At 69.9% G+C, this 16,099-nt stretch carries 15 protein-coding genes; 11 read left to right on the top strand and 4 right to left on the bottom strand.

The window, feature by feature from the left end; genetic code table 11:
• Positions 1–9 precede the first annotated feature (9 nt).
• Positions 10–870 carry a serine/threonine-protein kinase gene (locus FHR82_RS29240; RefSeq protein WP_184813767.1) on the top strand — a complete coding sequence of 287 codons (861 nt, stop codon included), beginning with the start codon at positions 10–12 and terminating at the stop codon, positions 868–870.
• Between the two features lie 4 nt (positions 871–874).
• Here FHR82_RS29240 and FHR82_RS29235 read toward each other — a convergent pair whose 3' ends face one another.
• Positions 875–2,227 carry an aspartate aminotransferase family protein gene (locus FHR82_RS29235; RefSeq protein WP_184813766.1) on the bottom strand — a complete coding sequence of 451 codons (1,353 nt, stop codon included), beginning with the start codon at positions 2,225–2,227 and terminating at the stop codon, positions 875–877.
• A gap of 79 nt (positions 2,228–2,306) precedes the next feature.
• Positions 2,307–2,753 carry an Lrp/AsnC family transcriptional regulator gene (locus FHR82_RS29230; protein WP_184813765.1) on the bottom strand — a complete coding sequence of 149 codons (447 nt, stop codon included), beginning with the start codon at positions 2,751–2,753 and terminating at the stop codon, positions 2,307–2,309.
• A 227-nt stretch (positions 2,754–2,980) separates the two neighbouring features.
• Here FHR82_RS29230 and FHR82_RS29225 point away from each other — a divergent pair, with 227 nt between their 5' ends.
• From FHR82_RS29225 to FHR82_RS29205, 5 genes are read left to right on the top strand one after another with little or no spacing between them, the layout of a single operon-like run.
• Positions 2,981–4,195 (top strand): polyamine ABC transporter substrate-binding protein, encoded by a 1,215-nt coding sequence (locus FHR82_RS29225; protein ID WP_184813764.1) that lies wholly within the window; start codon positions 2,981–2,983, stop codon positions 4,193–4,195.
• A 3-nt stretch (positions 4,196–4,198) separates the two neighbouring features.
• The gene (locus FHR82_RS29220) at positions 4,199–5,335 is read left to right on the top strand and encodes an ABC transporter ATP-binding protein (RefSeq protein ID WP_184813763.1); all 1,137 of its coding nucleotides are present in this window, start codon (positions 4,199–4,201) and stop codon (positions 5,333–5,335) included.
• Positions 5,332–6,246 (top strand): ABC transporter permease, encoded by a 915-nt coding sequence (locus FHR82_RS29215; protein WP_184813762.1) that lies wholly within the window; start codon positions 5,332–5,334, stop codon positions 6,244–6,246. The genes FHR82_RS29220 and FHR82_RS29215 overlap by 4 nt, the downstream gene beginning before the upstream one ends.
• Positions 6,247–7,047 (top strand): ABC transporter permease, encoded by an 801-nt coding sequence (locus FHR82_RS29210; RefSeq protein WP_221464418.1) that lies wholly within the window; start codon positions 6,247–6,249, stop codon positions 7,045–7,047.
• Between the two features lie 49 nt (positions 7,048–7,096).
• A complete protein-coding gene (locus FHR82_RS29205) occupies positions 7,097–8,287 on the top strand; it encodes a saccharopine dehydrogenase family protein (RefSeq protein ID WP_184813761.1) in 1,191 nt (396 codons plus the stop codon).
• 293 nt (positions 8,288–8,580) lie between these two features.
• Here the strand turns inward: FHR82_RS29205 and FHR82_RS29200 are convergent, their stop codons facing one another.
• The gene (locus FHR82_RS29200; protein ID WP_184813760.1) at positions 8,581–10,014 is read right to left on the bottom strand and encodes a gamma-aminobutyraldehyde dehydrogenase; all 1,434 of its coding nucleotides are present in this window, start codon (positions 10,012–10,014) and stop codon (positions 8,581–8,583) included.
• A 79-nt stretch (positions 10,015–10,093) separates the two neighbouring features.
• Here FHR82_RS29200 and FHR82_RS29195 point away from each other — a divergent pair, with 79 nt between their 5' ends.
• Positions 10,094–10,768 carry a maleylpyruvate isomerase family mycothiol-dependent enzyme gene (locus tag FHR82_RS29195; protein WP_184813759.1) on the top strand — a complete coding sequence of 225 codons (675 nt, stop codon included), beginning with the start codon at positions 10,094–10,096 and terminating at the stop codon, positions 10,766–10,768.
• Here FHR82_RS29195 and FHR82_RS29190 read toward each other — a convergent pair.
• Entirely contained in the window at positions 10,765–11,724 is a 960-nt protein-coding gene (locus tag FHR82_RS29190) for an aldo/keto reductase (protein ID WP_184813758.1), read from the bottom strand. The two genes, FHR82_RS29195 and FHR82_RS29190, sit on opposite strands and share 4 nt — an antisense overlap.
• Positions 11,725–11,943: 219 nt before the next feature.
• On the opposite strand from FHR82_RS29190, the gene FHR82_RS29185 reads away from it, so the two are divergent.
• The 4 genes from FHR82_RS29185 to FHR82_RS29170 all read left to right on the top strand — a co-directional run bounded on the left by FHR82_RS29185 (position 11,944) and on the right by FHR82_RS29170 (position 15,982).
• Positions 11,944–12,717 (top strand): helix-turn-helix domain-containing protein, encoded by a 774-nt coding sequence (locus FHR82_RS29185; RefSeq protein WP_184813757.1) that lies wholly within the window; start codon positions 11,944–11,946, stop codon positions 12,715–12,717.
• 46 nt (positions 12,718–12,763) lie between these two features.
• Entirely contained in the window at positions 12,764–13,897 is a 1,134-nt protein-coding gene (locus tag FHR82_RS29180) for a MalY/PatB family protein (RefSeq protein ID WP_184813756.1), read from the top strand.
• A 124-nt stretch (positions 13,898–14,021) separates the two neighbouring features.
• Positions 14,022–14,981, top strand: a complete 960-nt coding sequence (locus tag FHR82_RS29175) for a hypothetical protein (protein WP_184813755.1) — start codon at positions 14,022–14,024, stop codon at positions 14,979–14,981.
• Positions 14,982–15,025: 44 nt separating this feature from the next.
• Positions 15,026–15,982 carry a pentapeptide repeat-containing protein gene (locus tag FHR82_RS29170; RefSeq protein WP_184813754.1) on the top strand — a complete coding sequence of 319 codons (957 nt, stop codon included), beginning with the start codon at positions 15,026–15,028 and terminating at the stop codon, positions 15,980–15,982.
• Positions 15,983–16,099: the final 117 nt, after the last annotated feature.

The raw sequence follows: 16,099 nt of genomic DNA, 5'->3' as shown, positions 1-16,099 counted from the left end.
CCGGAGATCATGTCCACGAACCCGATCATCGACCACCGCTACCGGCTGGGCCCCAGGCTCGGCGGGGGCGGCATGGCCGATGTGTTCGAGGCTCGTGACCTCCGGCTCCGGCGACCCGTCGCGCTCAAGCGGTGCCGCACCACCCGGCGCCGTCAGCGTCTCATCGAGGAGGCCGAGGTCATCGCCGGACTGTCCCATCCCGGGCTGTTGCGGCTCTACGACATCGGCTTCGAAGGGCAGCGGCCGTTCCTCGTGCTGCAGCTCGCGTCCGGGGGCACGCTGCGCGACCGGCTCGAAGTGGGACCGATGCAGGCCGACCGGGTCGCCGAGATCGGCGCCGCCGTCGCGTCCGTGCTGGCCTATGTGCACAGTCAGGGCATCGTGCACCGGGACGTCAAGCCCGAGAACCTGCTCTTCGACGCCGAGGGTGAGTGCTACCTGGCCGACTTCGGCATCGCGCGCCTCGACGACCGTCCCGTGTCGGACTTCCTCGGCACCGCCGGTTATCTCGCGCCGGAGCAGGTGGGGCGCGGCGAGATCGGCCCGGCCGTCGACGTGTACGCGCTCGGGCTGGTGCTGCTGGAGTGCATGACCGGGCAGGTCGAGTACCCGGGCGATGGCCCGGCGGCCGCGATGGCCCGGCTCGCCCACCCGCCGAAGGTGCCCGGCACGTGGGGGAGGGACTGGCGTGCGGTGCTCACCGCGATGACCGCGACCGAGCCGCGCGAGCGGTCGGACGCCGCGGCGTGCTCCGCCATGCTGGGTGCTCTGGCGGCGGGTGACCGCGTGCCACTGCCGCTTTCCGCCCGGCGCAAGGAAAGGTCGTGGGTCGCGCGCTTCGCGTCCAAGGCGTGCGCCGCCCTGATCTGAGCGGCTACAGCCGGTTCGACGCCTCCGTCAGCACCGCGCGCAGGATCTCCTCGATCTCGGCGAACTGCGGCTCTTCGCAGGTCAGCGGCGGTGCCAGCTGCACGACCGGGTCGCCTCTGTCGTCGGCGCGGCAGTACAGGCCCGCGTCGAACAGCGCCTTGGAGAGGTAGCCGCGCAGCAGCCGCTCCGACTCCGCGTCGTCGAAGGTCTCCTTCGTGGCCTTGTCCTTCACCAGCTCGATGCCGAAGAAGTAGCCGTCGCCGCGCACGTCGCCGACGATCGGCAGGTCGTGCAGCCGCTCCAGGTAGGACCGGAACAGCCCGGAGTTGCGGCGCACGTGCGCGTTGAGGTCCTCGCGCACGAACAGGTCCAGGTTCGCGAGGGCCACCGCACTCGCCACCGGGTGCCCGCCGAACGTGACGCCGTGGGCGAACGTGTTCGCCCCGTGCCGGAACGGCTCCGCGAGCCGGTCGCTCACCAGCATCGCGCCCAGCGGCACGTACCCACTGGTCAGGCCCTTCGCACAGGTGATGATGTCGGGCTGGTAGCCGTACCGGGTGGCGCCGAAGTACTCGCCGAGCCGCCCGAACGCGCAGATCACCTCGTCGGACACCAGCAGCACGTCGTGCCGGTCGCAGATCTCGCGGACCCGCTGGAAGTAGCCGGGCGGCGGCGGGAAGCAGCCACCCGCGTTCTGCACGGGTTCCAGGTAGACGGCGGCGATCGTGTCGGCGCCCTCGAAGAGGATCGCTTCCTCGATCCGGTCGGCGGCCCACCTGCCGAACGCCTCGGCGTCGGTGCCGTCGGGGCCTGCCGTGCCGGCCGGCGCCCGGTACAGGTTCGTGTTCGGCACCCGGATCGTCGAGGGGACCAGTGGTTCGAAGTCGGCCTTCAAACCCGGCAGGCCGGTGATCGACAGGGCGCCCATGGAGGTGCCGTGGTAGGCGATCGCTCGGGAGATGACCTTGTGCTTGGTGGGCTTGCCGACCAGCTTGAAGTACGCGCGGGCGAGCTTCCACGCGCTCTCGACGGCTTCCGAGCCGCCGGTCGTGAAGAAGACCTGGTTGAGGTCGCCCGGGGTGAGGGTCGCGAGCCGTTCCGCCAGCTCCACCGCCTTCGGGTGGGCGTAGGACCAGATGGGGAAGTAGGCCAGTTCGCGGGCTTGTTTCGCCGCCGCCTCCGCCAGTTCCTCGCGGCCGTGACCTGCCTGGACCACGAACAGGCCGGACAGCCCGTCGAGGTACCGCTTGCCGTTGGTGTCCCAGACGTAGGGGCCTTCGCCGCGCGCGATCGTCGGCACGGGGGTGTCCGCGTAGGACGACATGCGGGTGAAGTGCATCCAGAGGTTGTCGGCCATGCTTCGATTACCGCATATCAACCAGGGTTCGGCAAGTGATTACGGCTGTGATGTGCTGCGATCGCGACGGAATCCGCACTCAGGTGGTGCCCCACGAATAGGTCTGCTTCCTCAGCTTCAGGTACATGAACGCCTCGGTCGTCGTCACGCCCGGCACCGCACGCATCTGCTTCAGGATCTCCAGCAGGTGGTCGTCGTTGCGGGCCACCACCTCCGCCAGCAGGTCGAAGGAGCCCGCCGTGATCACGACGTAGTCCACCTCGGCGATCTCGGCCAGCCGGTCCGCGGTCTCCTCGAGGTCCGCCGACGTGCGGATGCCGACCATCGCCTGGCGGGGGAAGCCGAGTTGCAGTGGGTCGGTCACCGCCACGATCTGCATCACGCCCGCGTCGAGCAGGCGTTGCACCCGTTGCCGCACGGCCGCCTCGGACAGTCCCACCGCGCGCCCGATCGTGGCGTACGGCCTGCGACCGTCCTCCTGCAACTGTTCGATGATCGCCTTGGAGACGTCGTCCAGATCCGCCATTCAGCCCTCCGTGTCATGGGTCGCTTCACCCTCCGCTACCACGCGGTCTTCCCTCGTCGCGTGCTCGGCGCTGGCGCGCCTGTGCGCGCTCCTCAGTCCAGACGGCGCCCGCTACGTCGTTCAGCTCCCGTGTTACGGCCGTAAGTCTTACGCAATTCGTTGCGCAACGCGAACGTGACAACGGAATCCCTTGTCGACCTGTGACGTGCGTGTCAATATCAGTCGCCATGCGAACCAGGGCGCCTACGTCGCTCTCTCCGGAGGCGACGGCACTGCTGACGGGACAGACCCGCTTTTCCCGCAGGACTGTCCTGCGTGGCCTGGTGGCCGCCACCGCCCTGGCGGCCACCAGCTGTGGCATGCCGGGCACCCGCCAGGACCCCGCGGCGTGCCGCAGCGCCGACGAGTCGGCGAGTGACAAGAGCCTCGTCATCTCCAACTGGCCCCTGTACATCGACGTCGCCGAGGACGACGAGTCGGTGCGGCCCACGCTGGACGCGTTCGTCGCGCAGTCGGGCATCCAGGTGACGTACCAGGAGGACGTCAACGACAACAACGAGTTCTTCGGCAAGGTCCGCAACCAGCTCTCCACGTGCCAGACGATCGACCGGGACATCATCGTCCTCACCGACTGGATGGCGGCGCGGATGATCCGGCTCGGCTGGGTGCAGCCGCTCCAGAAGGACAAGCTCCCGAACGTCGAGGCGAACCTACTGCCCTCGCTGCGCGGCCGCCCGTGGGACAAGAACACCGAGTACGCCGTGCCGTGGCAGACCGGTCTCGCGGGCATCGCCTACAACGGCAACGTCACCGGAGAGGTCCGCACGATGGACGAGCTGCTGACTCGTCCGGACCTCAAGGGCAAGGTCACGATGCTGTCCGAGATGCGCGACACCGTCGGGCTGATCCTGCTGCAGATGGGCCACGACCCGTCCGACTTCACCGAGGAACAGTTCAACGAGGCGCTGAACAAGCTGCAGCGGGCGGTCGACGACGGGCAGATCCGCCGCTTCACCGGCAACGACTACGCCCAGGATCTCGCGAAGGGCGACATCGCCGCGTGCGTCGGCTGGTCCGGTGACGTGATCCAGCTGAACTTCGAGGACGAGAACATCAAGTTCGTGACACCGGAGTCCGGCGTGATGCTGTGGTCGGACAACATGCAGGTGCCCAACCGCGCGACGCACCAGACCAACGCCGAGGCGCTCATGAACTTCTACTACGAGCCCGAGGTCGCCGCCGAGCTGGCCGCGTACGTCAACTTCATCTGCCCGGTCCAGGGCGCGCAGGACGCGATGGCCGCCATCGACCCGGAGCTCGCCGAGAACGAGCTGATCTTCCCGAGCGAGTCCACGCTGTCTTCGGCCAAGGTGTTCATGGCGTTGAACGAGGCGCAGGAACGCATCTTCGAGCAGGGCTTCCAGCAGGTGATCGGAGCGTGAACCATGGCAGATGACCTCGTGCTGGAAAACGTCACCAAGCAGTTCGGTGGTGTGACCGCCGTCGACGACCTGTCCCTCACCGTGCCGGAGGGCAGTTTCTTCGCGCTCCTTGGCGCCTCCGGCTGCGGCAAGACCACGACGCTGCGGATGGTCGCCGGGCTCGAGGAGCTGTCGTCGGGCACGGTCCGCCTCGGCGACCGCGACATCACCGGCCTGCGGCCGTACAAGCGACCGGTCAACACCGTCTTCCAGAGCTACGCGTTGTTCCCGCACCTGACCGTCGAGGACAACATCGCGTTCGGGCTGAAGCAGCGCGGTGTCAAGGACACGAAGAAGAAGGTCGCCGAGATGCTGGAGCTGGTGCAGCTGCCCGCGTTCGGCAAGCGCAAACCCGCACAGCTCTCCGGCGGGCAGCAGCAGCGCATCGCGCTCGCCCGCGCGCTGGTCAACGAGCCGAAGGTGCTGCTGCTCGACGAACCGCTCGGTGCGCTGGACCTCAAGCTGCGCAGGCAGATGCAGATCGAGCTCAAACGCATCCAGACCGAGGTCGGCACCACCTTCCTGCACGTCACCCACGACCAGGAGGAGGCCATGTGGATGGCCGACACGGTCGCGGTGATGACGGAGGGGAAGATCGCCCAGCTCGGTTCGCCCACCGACATCTACGAGTTCCCTTCGTCGCCGTTCGTCGCGAACTTCCTCGGCCAGTCCAACCTGTTCGCCGCCGAGGTGTCCGGCACCGCGGGCGACGACCTGCTGCTGTCGGCGCACGGGGGACGGTTCGCGGCGCCGTCGTCCCGTGCGCATTCCGCTGACGGCCGGGTGTGGCTCGGGGTGCGGCCGGAGAAGGTGCGCCTCGCGCTGCCCGGCGAGGACGCGCCAGCCGGGCACAACCAGGTCCACGGCGTCCTCACCGACACCTGCTACGCGGGGGTGAGCACCGAGTACCTGCTGAAAACCCCGTGGGGACAGGAGATGTCGGTGTTCTCCGCGAACGCGGCGGCCGGTGAGCCGCTCCAGCCCGGCACCGAGGTCGTCGCGCACTGGTACCCGCCGCACTCGTTCGTGCTGGCGCGACAGTCCGGCGAGGGCGACGAGGTCATGCGGTACTCGGCCGACCCGCTCGGGGTGGCCCCGTGACCGCGTTCGTCGGCACGACCGCGGCGGCACCCGGTGGCACGGCACCACCACCGCCCCCACCGGCGCGGCGGCGCCGCTGGCTGCCGTACCTGTTGCTGCTGCCGGGCGGGTTGTGGCTGCTGCTGTTCTTCGTCGTGCCGTCGGTGCAGCTCGCGGGCACCAGCCTGTACGACCGGTCCGGCAGCCTCGAACTCGGTTACTCGCAGGCTTTCGCGTTCGGCAACTACGGCGACGCGATCATCGCGTACTGGCCGCACCTCGTGCGGTCGGCGCTGTACGCGGGCATCGCGACGATCATCTGCGCGGTGCTCGGCTACCCGCTCGCGTACTTCATCGCGCAGAAGTCGGGCCGGTGGCGGAACCTGTTGCTGGTGTGCGTGATCGCGCCGTTCTTCACCACGTTCCTGGTGCGCACGCTCGCGTGGAAGTCGATCCTGTCGGACAACGGGCCGGTCACCGGGTTCTTCCGGTCGCTGCCGTTCTTCCCCGACGACTTCCGGCTGCTCGCCACGCCGGTCGCGGTGGTGTGCGGGCTCGTGTACAACTTCCTGCCGTTCATGGTGCTGCCGCTGTACGCGACCCTGGAACGCCTCGACGGCAGGCTCCTGGAGGCCGCCGGCGACCTGTACGCCAAGCCGGCCACGGTGTTCCGCCGCGTGACGCTGCCGCTGTCGATGCCCGGCGTGATCGCGGGGACGCTGCTCACGTTCATCCCGGCGGCCGGTGACTACATCAACGCGGAGCTGCTCGGCACGCCCGGCGAGTACATGATCGGCAACGTGATCGACTCGGCGTTCCTGGTGCGGCTGGACTACCCGCAGGCCGCGGCGCTGTCGTTCCTGCTGATGGCGACGATCCTCGTGATGGTGTTCAGCTACATCCGCGCCGCGGGGACGGACGAGGTGGTCTGAGTGCGGTTCTGGCGCTGGGTCGCGGACCACTGGGTGATGGTGGTGGGCCTGCTCGTGCTGGCCTACCTGTTCCTGCCGATCGTCGTCGTGTTCCTGCTGTCGGTCAACCGGCCAGCGAACCGGCTGTCCTACGACCTGTCTCCGTCGTGGACACTCGAGTACTGGGCGGATCCGTTCGGCGCGGCCGGGCTCGGCGCGGCGCTACGGGTGAGCGTCGGCATCGCACTGGTGGCGACACTGGTGGCGACGGTCCTCGGCACGTTGATGGCGTTCGCGCTGGCACGGCACCGGTTCCGCGGCCGTGCCACCACGAACGTGCTCATCTTCCTGCCGATGGCGACGCCCGAGGTCGTGATGGGCTCGTCGCTGCTCGCGTTGTTCGTGACGCTGCGGGTGCCGCTCGGGTTCTGGACCGTGGTGGTCGCGCACATCCTCTTCTGCCTGTCGTTCGTGGTGGTCACGGTGAAGGCCCGCCTGGCCGGGCTCGACCCTCGGCTGCAGGAGGCGGCGATGGACCTGTACGCGAACGAGTGGCAGACGTTCCGGCGCGTCACGCTTCCCCTGGTGCTGCCGGGCATCGCGGCGGCGGCGCTGTTGTCGCTGTCGCTGTCGTTCGACGACTTCATCATCACGAACTTCAACTCGGGCACGACGGTGACGTTCCCGATGTACGTGTGGGGCGCGGCGCAGCGGGGGATCCCGCGAGAGGTCAACGTGGTCGGCACGGCGGTGTTCCTGCTGGCGTTCGTGCTCGTGGTCATCGTGCAGCTGAGGTCACGGCGAAAGGCGCGGTACGTATGAGCGGAGCTTGCGGAGCGGTCCGGTGCCACGGAGCGGGCGAGGGGGCGTCATGAGGATCCTGCAGATCGGCGCGGGCGCGGTGGGCGCGGCGGCGGTCGCCATCGCCGCGAGGCGCGAGTTCTTCGAGTCGTACGTGGTCGCGGACTACTCGACGGCCAGAGCGGACGCCTGCGTCCCGGACGCCCGCTTCACGTCGGCGACGGTCGACGCGTCCTCGTCGTCGGCGGTGGCGGAGCTGTGCCGCGCGCACGGGATCACGCACGTGTTCAACGCCGTGGACCCCAGGTTCGTGATGCCGATCTTCGAAGGCGCGCTGGAGGCGGGCGCCGACTACCTGGACATGGCGATGTCACTGTCCACTCCGGACGAGTCGGCCCCCTACTCCCGGCCGGGCGTGAAACTGGGCGACGACCAGTTCGCTCGTGAGTCGACGTGGACCGACCGCGGCCGCCTGGCGCTGGTCGGCATCGGCGTGGAACCAGGCCTGTCGGACGTCTTCGCCAGGTACGCCGCGGACCACCTGTTCTCCTCGATCGAGGAGATCGGCGTCCGCGACGGCGCCAACCTGGAGGTCGAGGGCTACGCCTTCGCCCCGACCTTCTCCATCTGGACGACCATCGAGGAATGCCTGAACCCCCCGGTCATCTGGGAACGCGATCGCGGTTGGTACACGACAGAACCGTTCTCCGAGCCGGAGGTGTTCGACTTCCCGGAGGGCATCGGCCCGGTCGAGTGCGTGAACGTCGAGCACGAGGAGGTACTGCTGATCCCGCGCTGGGTGTCAGCCGGCCGCGTGACCTTCAAGTACGGCCTTGGCAACGAGTTCATCGAGGTGCTGCGCACCCTGCACAAGCTGGGCCTCTCCTCTGCCGACCCGGTGCAGGTGGGCAACGTGCGGGTCTCCCCGCGCGACGTGGTGGCGGCATGCCTCCCCGACCCGGCGGGCCTGGGCCCTCGGATGCGCGGCAAGACGTGCGCGGGCACGTGGGTACGCGGCCTGGACACTTCCGGGGCCCCGAAAGAGGTGTACCTGTACCACGTGGTGGACAACGAGTGGTCCATGCGCGAGTACGGCCACCAGGCAGTCGCCTGGCAGACGGCGATCAACCCGGTGGTAGCACTGGAGTTGCTGGCGTCAGGCACGTGGACCGGCACCGGAGTACTGGGGCCGGAAGCCTTCGACGCCGTCCCGTTCCTGGACCTGCTGACGGAGTACGGCTCCCCGTGGGGCATGCGTTAGCGCTGTGTCCACCAACGTTTGCCGGGACCTCCGGTGGGTTCGGCCGAGCCGACGGTGATCGGCCCACCGGGGTGGGTCGCCGGCGCGATGAAGGACCTCCGGCGCGATGAAGGACCCCTTCGTAACGTCCGGCGCGATGAAGGACCCCTTCGTTGCGCTCACCGTGATGAAGGACCCCTTCGTCACGCCCGATGTGACGAAGGGCCCCTTCATGAACATGGGTCCACGCCCTGAAAGCGATCCAGCGCTGCGATTGCCGCCGTGCGTGGTAGATCGGGTGATTCGTGTGCTGCTCAGCCGATGTTGTGCATCACGTGCTTGACCCGCGTGTAGTCCTCGAACCCGTACATCGACAAATCCTTGCCGTACCCGGAATGCTTGAACCCGCCGTGCGGCATCTCCGAAATGAAGGGAATGTGCGTGTTCACCCACACGCACCCGAAATCCAGCGCCGCGGTCATCCGCATCGCCCGGCTGTGGTCCTTGGTCCACACCGAGGAAGCAAGCCCGTACTCGACCCCGTTGGCCCAAGCCACAGCCTCGTCCTCCGACGAGAACCGCTGCACGGTGATCACCGGCCCGAATACCTCGTCCTGGATGATCTCGTCGTCCTGCCGCAACCCGGAAACCACCGTGGGCGAATAGAAGAACCCCCGAGAGCCGACCTGCGACCCACCCGCCTCCAGTGAGGCGTGCGAAGGCAACCGGTCGACGAACCCGCGAACCCGCTCCAGCTGCCGAGCGTTGTTCAGCGGCCCGTACAACACGTCCGGATCCGACGGCGGCCCCGTCCGCGTGGACCGGGCCTGCGAGGTCAGCTCCGCCACCAGCTCGTCGTGCACCCCGGGCCCCGCGAGCACCCGCGTCGCGGCGGTGCAGTCCTGTCCGGCGTTGAAGTACCCGCCGACCGCGATCGCCTCCGCGGCCGCCGCGAGGTCGGCGTCGTCGAACACCACGACCGGGGCCTTGCCGCCCAGCTCGAGGTGCACTCGCTTGAGATCCGCGGCGGCGGCCTGAGCCACCTCCCGTCCGGCACGCACCGACCCCGTGATCGACACCAGTGCGGGCACGGGATGCGACACCAGCGCACGGCCCGTGTCCCGGTCGCCGCACAGCACGTTGAACACACCGGGCGGGAAGAACTCCGCCGCGATCTCCGCCATCAGCAGCGTCGACAGCGGTGTCGTGTCGGACGGCTTCAGCACCACCGTGTTCCCCGCGGCCAGCGCGGGCGCGATCTTCCACACGGCCATCATCAGGGGGTAGTTCCACGGCGTGACCTGCGCGCACACCCCGATGGGCTCGCGGCGCACGTAACTGGTGTGGTCGGCCAGGTACTCACCCGCCGACTTGCCCTCCAGCACCCTGGCCGCGCCGGCGAAGAACCGGAAGTGGTCGATCGCGGGCGGCATCTCCTCCTCGAGCGTGAGCTGCCGCGGCTTCCCCGTGTTCTGGCACTCGGCGTCGAGCAGCTCGTCGGTCCTGGCCTCGAGCGCGTCCGCGAACTTCAGCATCGCGAGCTGGCGGTCCTTGGGCGTCGTCGTCCGCCAGCCCTCGAAGGCCCGCGCCGCGGCCCGCATGGCCTGGTCCACATCGGCCGTACCGGACCGCGGCGCGGACGCGAACACCTCCCCGGTGCTCGGGTCGACGACGTCGGTGTGCTCACCGTCGGCGGGATCAGTCCAGGTGCCGTCGACGAAGTTCCGCAGAACACGCTTCTCGGTCATGGCTGCCATCTTCACAACTGAATCCGCAGCAGACAAGTCGTCCGACGACTATTTCAGCAGGCCACCTACGATCATGTACATGACTGTCCCAGTGCCTGAGGTGATCTCCGCACATCGTCGTTTCGTCGCGGACGTGTCCGGTCTGACCGCGGTGGAGCTGGCGGTGCCGACCGCGTTGCCCGGGTGGACCCGTGGGCACGTGGTCGCCCACGTCGCCGACGGTGGCCGGGCCTTCGCCGACCTGACCGAGGCGGCACTGCGCGGTGAGATCGTCTCCCTCTTCCCCGGCGGCGTCGACGAGCGCAACGCGCGCATCGAGGAGTTCGCGACCGCACCGGACCTCATGGACCGTCTCGGGGACGGCATCGCCAGGCTCGAGGCGGCGTGGGCGCGCGCCGAACCGGGGGACTGGCGCCGCCCGGTCCGCTTCCGCAACGGCGACCTCGCCGGGACGGTGTTCGCGCGCTGGCGTGAGACGTGGATCCACCTGGTCGACTGCGCGGTCGGCGTGACGCCTGCCGACTGGCCGGAGTCGCTGGCCGCGCACGTCATCGACTTCCTGTGGTCGCGGGTGCCGTCCGGCGTGGCGCTGGTCGCGACCGACACGGGGGAGCACTGGGGATCCGGCGACCCGGTGTCCGGCACGGTGCGGGACCTGGCCGCCTGGGTCGCGGGCCGCACACCGATGGGCGCGGTGGCTGGACCGCCGGTCGGGCTGAACCCGTGGCCACCGCACCCGGTCCCGGACCGCTAACGGCCGACGACCTTCGTCGCCGCGTCCCCGAACGCGAACCGCGACGGCTCGCACTCGGCGATGAAGTCGGCCGGGAACCCCCGTTCGAACCCGGCCGCCGACTCCAGCACGGTGACCGCTTCTGCGGGCAGCACGAGGTCGAGCGCACCGAGGTTGTCGGCCAGCTGCTCGGGCCGGCTGACCCCCACGAGCGGCAGCACGGCCGGTGACTTCGCCCTGGTCCACGCGAGCGCGACCTGCGCGGGCGTCGCCCCCAGCTCCTCGGCGACCTTCCGCACCGCGGCCGCGGCGGCCTGGTCCCGAGGGGTCAGCTCACCGACCCGGGTGGACCCGCCGGACAGCACTCCCGCTGCCAGCGGCGCCCACGCCGCCACGCTCATCCCCAGGGCCTCCGCCATCGGCAGCAGCTCCCGCTCGACGTCCCGGCGCAGCAGGTTGTACGGCACCTGCAGACCGGCGAACGGCGTCCAGTCCCGCCACTCCGCGAGCGTGTTCGCCCTGGCCACGAACCACGCGGGCGCGTCAGAGGCACCCACGTACAGCACCTTGCCCGCCCGCACCACGTCGTCGAGCGCCCGCATCGTCTCCTCGACGGGCGTGTGCCGGTCCCACAGGTGCACCCAGAAGATGTCGACGTGGTCGGTGCGCAGGCGGCGCAGGCTCTGTTCCAGCGACAGCACGAGGTTCTTGCGGTGGTTGCCGGCCGCGTTGGGGTCGGCCGCGTCGCGGGACAGCGTGTACTTGGTGCCGATGACGAAGCGGTCGCGGCGCTCGATGACCGCGCCGAGCACGGCCTCGCTCTCGCCGTACGCCGACGCGGTGTCGAGGACGTTGCCGCCCGCCTCGGCGTACACGTCGAGGATTCGCCGTGCCTGTTGCTCGTCGCGCAGGGTCATGGTGCCGAGCAGGAGTTCCGAGACGCGCAGGCCGGTCCTGCCGAACAGTCGATAACGCATGACCGACACTCTGACCCGGCTGTCCGCGCCGAGGGAGACCGCGGCAGGGCCCCTCTCAGGAAACTAGCGCTGTGTCCACCAGCGTGTGCCGGGTCCTGCGGCGGCCCCTCCGGCGAGGAGCCGCCGGAGGCAAACCCGCCCGGCGAGGACGTCCGGCGAGGACAAACCACGAACCCACCCCGGCCAACGCAAGTGGACACAGCACTAGACTCGGTGATCATGGCCGACAACGCACTGGGCCGGTTCCTGCGCGCCCGGCGGGACGCGACCACGCCGGCCTCCTTCGGGCTGCCCGCCGGCCCGCGCCGCCGCGCTCCGGGGTTGCGGCGCGGGGAGCTGGCCGAACGCGCCGGGATCAGCGTCGAGTACCTCACCCGCCTCGAACGCGGCAGCGACCGCTACCCGTCCGGCCAGGTCCTCGGCTCGCTCGCCGACGCGCTGGTGCTCACCCCGGACGAGCGCGTGCACCTGTACCGCCTCATCAAGGCGGAGAGCGGTGCGCATTGCCAGGCCACGAGCACAGCACCGGTGTTGCGCCCCACTGTCCGCGCGCTACTGGACCGGCTGAGCGCCACACCTGCCTACGTGACCGACCCGGCTGGTGACGTGCTCGCGTGCACCGACGGCTTCCGGTCCCTCGCAGGCCCGGTCGGTCTGCTGGACGACGAGCGTCCCAATCTGGCGCGGTACGTGTTCGCCGATCCGCGTTCCCGGGCCACTTTCCCGGACTGGCCGGACGTCGCGGACGAGCGTGCGGCGGCCGTCCGCGCCGCCGCCGACCTCGGTGATCTGGCGGCGGGCGCGCTCGCGGTCGAGCTGTCGATCACGGCGGGCACCGAGTTCGGCGACCGCTACGCGGCGGCGGCCGCGCTGCCCGCGCAGACCGGTGTCGAGCGGTGGTCGGTCGCGTCGGGTACGCGCCGCCTGGCATACGAAACCCTTGCGCTGCCGGGGATCGAGGAGCACCGTCTCGTGGTCTACCTGCCCGCCTGACCTGCGCGGAGCGGAATTGTCGGTGGCATCGTCTACTCTCGCCCGCATGTTCGATCAGCTCGATCTCGACGACCTCCGACTGCGCCCCGGCATCAAGTGGGCGCAGGCCGGACCCGGCGTCCTGCCCGCATGGGTGGCCGACATGGACTTCGCCGCGCCGGAGGCGGTGCGCGCAGCCCTGTTGCGGCACACGGACTTCACCTACCCGGCGTGGGACGAGCGGCCGGAGCGGAACCCGTTACGCGAGGCGTTCGCCGGGCGCATGGCGGCGTGGTACGGCGTGGCGTTCGACCCCGCGCACGTGCGGCTGTTCACCGAGCTGACCCAGGCGTTGCAGACCGTTCTGCACGTCGCGACCGAACCGGGCGACGCCGTCGCCATGCACACTCCGACCTACCCGCCGTTCCTCGACTCCGTGCACGGGATGGGGCGGCGGCTGGTGCCGATCCCGTTGTCGGACAACGGATCGGGCTGGACCTTCGACGTGGACCGGCTGGCGGCCGACGTCGTGCGGCACGAGGTGCGGGCGCTCGTGCTCGTGAACCCGCACAACCCGACGGGCCGGGTGTTCACGCGCGCCGAGCTGACCGCGATCGCGGCGGTGGCCGAGGAACACGACCTGGTGGTGATCGCCGACGAGATCCACTCGGACCTGACCTACGACGGCTTCAAGCACGTGCCGTTCGCCTCGTTGTGTCCACACCGGACGGTGACGCTGTACTCGGCGAGCAAGACGTACAACCTGGCGGGGCTGCGGTGTGCCGTCGTGCACGTCGGTGACGCGCGGGTGCGGTCCGGGCTGGCCAAGCTGCCGTCCGCGCTGCTGGGCGAGGTGAGCGTGCTGAGTGTGCTGGCGACGCTCGCCGCGTGGCAGCAGTGCGACGACTGGCTCGCCGAGGCGAAGGCGACGCTCTCCCGCAACCGCGCGCTGGTGGCCGAGGGCTTACCCGGTGGCGTGCGCCACCACAGCCCGGAGGCGACGTACCTGGCGTGGCTGGACTGCCGCGAGCTGGAGCTGGACGCGGACCCGGCCGCGTTCTTCCTGGAACGCGCGGACGTCCTGCTGAGCTCCGGTCCGGACTTCGGTTCGGCGGGCTTCGTGCGCCTGAACTTCGCGACCTCCGGCCCACTGGTCGAGGAGATGCTGAGCCGGATGCGCGCAGCGGTGGCGGCTGCCTGACGACGGTCGAAGTGCCCCCGGCGAGAGGAGATTGCGGGTAGATTCGAACACATGAACGAAACAACGCGAACAGCACCCGGATCCGCCCATGCGCGGTAGCCGGTTCCGCCGGGGAGCCACGGCGGTGGCGTCACTGGTGGTGGTGGCCGGGGCGTCGGTACCGGCCGTCGTCACGCCTGCGGCGGCCGTGGAACCGGCGCGGAGCGCGTGCGACTGGGTACCGGACGTGCTCCCGCTGCCGGAGTACGCCTTCCACGGTCGCGTGACGGCGGGCGCGGGCGAGTGGCTGGCAGGCGTGGCGGGGATCGACGGCTCGAACGAGGCGGTGCGATGGCGTGCCGGCGAGGTGGAGCCACTGGGCCCGGCGTTCGGCCTGGACACCGCGGTGACGGCGGTGAACGAGGACGGCGTGGTGGTCGGCACCGCCACGGACCAGGAGGGAGCACAGCACGCGTTCCGTCACCAGGACGGCCACTACGAACGACTGCCGGAATCAGGAGGTTCGTCAACGGCACTGGACATCAACGCACGAGGAGACGTCGTGGGCCACGACGGCGGCCGCCTGGTCGTGTGGCCGGCCACGGGACCACCCCGGTTCCTGGACACGCCGCCGGGAGAGGCCCCGTACGGCCGGGCAGCGATCGACGACGACGGCACCGTCGCGGCCAGGACCGGGCACGTCGCGGCGGGAGCACTGCGGTGGCGTGCGTACGCGTGGACACCGGCCGGTGAGCGGGTGTCGCTGCCGCCGGCAGACGTGCAGGACCTGCGGCACGGCCGGATCGTCGGCGTCACAGGCGACCCGGCCGTCGTGACCGCGGCGGCGAGCTGGGGCACGGACCGCGACCTGCGCGCGTACCTCGGCGGCGCCGCGGCGGTGGCGCTGAACGACGATGGCGTGGTGGTGGGCGAGGGCAGGAACGGCGAGCCGCTGGCGTGGACCGGCGTGCTGCCAACGCCGCTTCCCACCCCGGCCGGCCACACGCCGGGCTCGGTCACGGCCGTGAACTCGACCGAGGCGGCAGGCTTCGCCTACCCGGAGGACGGCGACGGCGCCGCACCGGTCCGCTGGCGCTGCCGATGATGATCCACCCGGCCGGCCGCACCCGGCCGGGACCACCTGACATCATGCGTCCCGTGTCGAAGGCCTTGTCGAGCAGGACGATCGTCTGGTGGGCGGTGGGCCTTGCGGTGATGGCGGCGGTGGCCGTCACGGTGCTGTGGCTGTTCCTTGGCGGCGGTGACCAGGCCTCGGCGCACCGGCTGGACGCACTGCGCACAGCGGCGAGCCTGGTGATCGGTGCGGGCGGCGCCGCGGCCCTGCTCCTGGCAGCACGACGGCAGCGGTACGTGGAACTGGACCTGGAGCAGAAGGAACACGACGCGAACGAGCGCCGGGTGACCGAGCTGTACGGCAAAGCGGCGGACCAACTGGGCAGCGAGAAGGCCCCGGTACGACTGGCGGGCGTCTACGCACTGGAGCGCCTGGCACAGGACCAGCCACAACACCGCCAGACGGTGGTGAACCTGTTGTGCGCGTACCTGCGGATGCCGTACACCCCGCCGCAGACGCCGGAGGAAGCGGAAGCCGCACAAGAACAACTGGTCCGCATGACCGTGCAGGACGTGCTGGAAACCCACCTGCGTCCAGCAGACCAGACCCGCTTCTGGCCGGACATGGATCTGAAGATCACCGGCACGACACTCGAGTTCTTCTGGTTCCGCAACTGCCGGGTCCGCAAAGCGACCTTCCGCCACACCACCTTCCTGGCGATAGCCGCCTTCCGGGACACAGAGTTCACCGAGGAAGCGGACTTCCACCGCGCCCACTTCACCGGCACCGCCGACCTCCGCCGAGCCGCCTTCGGCCCCCGCAGGGCCAACTTCCGCAACACGACCTTCGACGCGGACGTGGAGTTCGGCGAAGAACCAACAGCAGGCAGAAGAGTCGACCTGACCGGCGCCACAGCCGCCAAGGCAGCGGACAAACGCGAGTGGCCACAGGGCTGGCAGGAAGAACCGTCACCGGACGACAAAGACCAAGTGCGCCTGGTCCCAGAACCGGTCCCCACCACCGAGTCCTAGCCACCTTCGCGGGCCGCACCGACCCCGCCGCCTTGGGACCGTCGGGACTTCGTTGTCTCTGCCGCTTCGCAACAGCCGGTCTCGCCCTGCCACCTCTCGCGGACTCCCCGCAGGCGC

It is taken from the genome of Actinophytocola algeriensis (genome assembly GCF_014203735.1).
Classification (GTDB): domain Bacteria; phylum Actinomycetota; class Actinomycetes; order Mycobacteriales; family Pseudonocardiaceae; genus Actinophytocola; species Actinophytocola algeriensis.
Note: the sequence above shows the minus strand (reverse complement) of the source record. Positions and strands in the feature narration are given on the sequence as shown.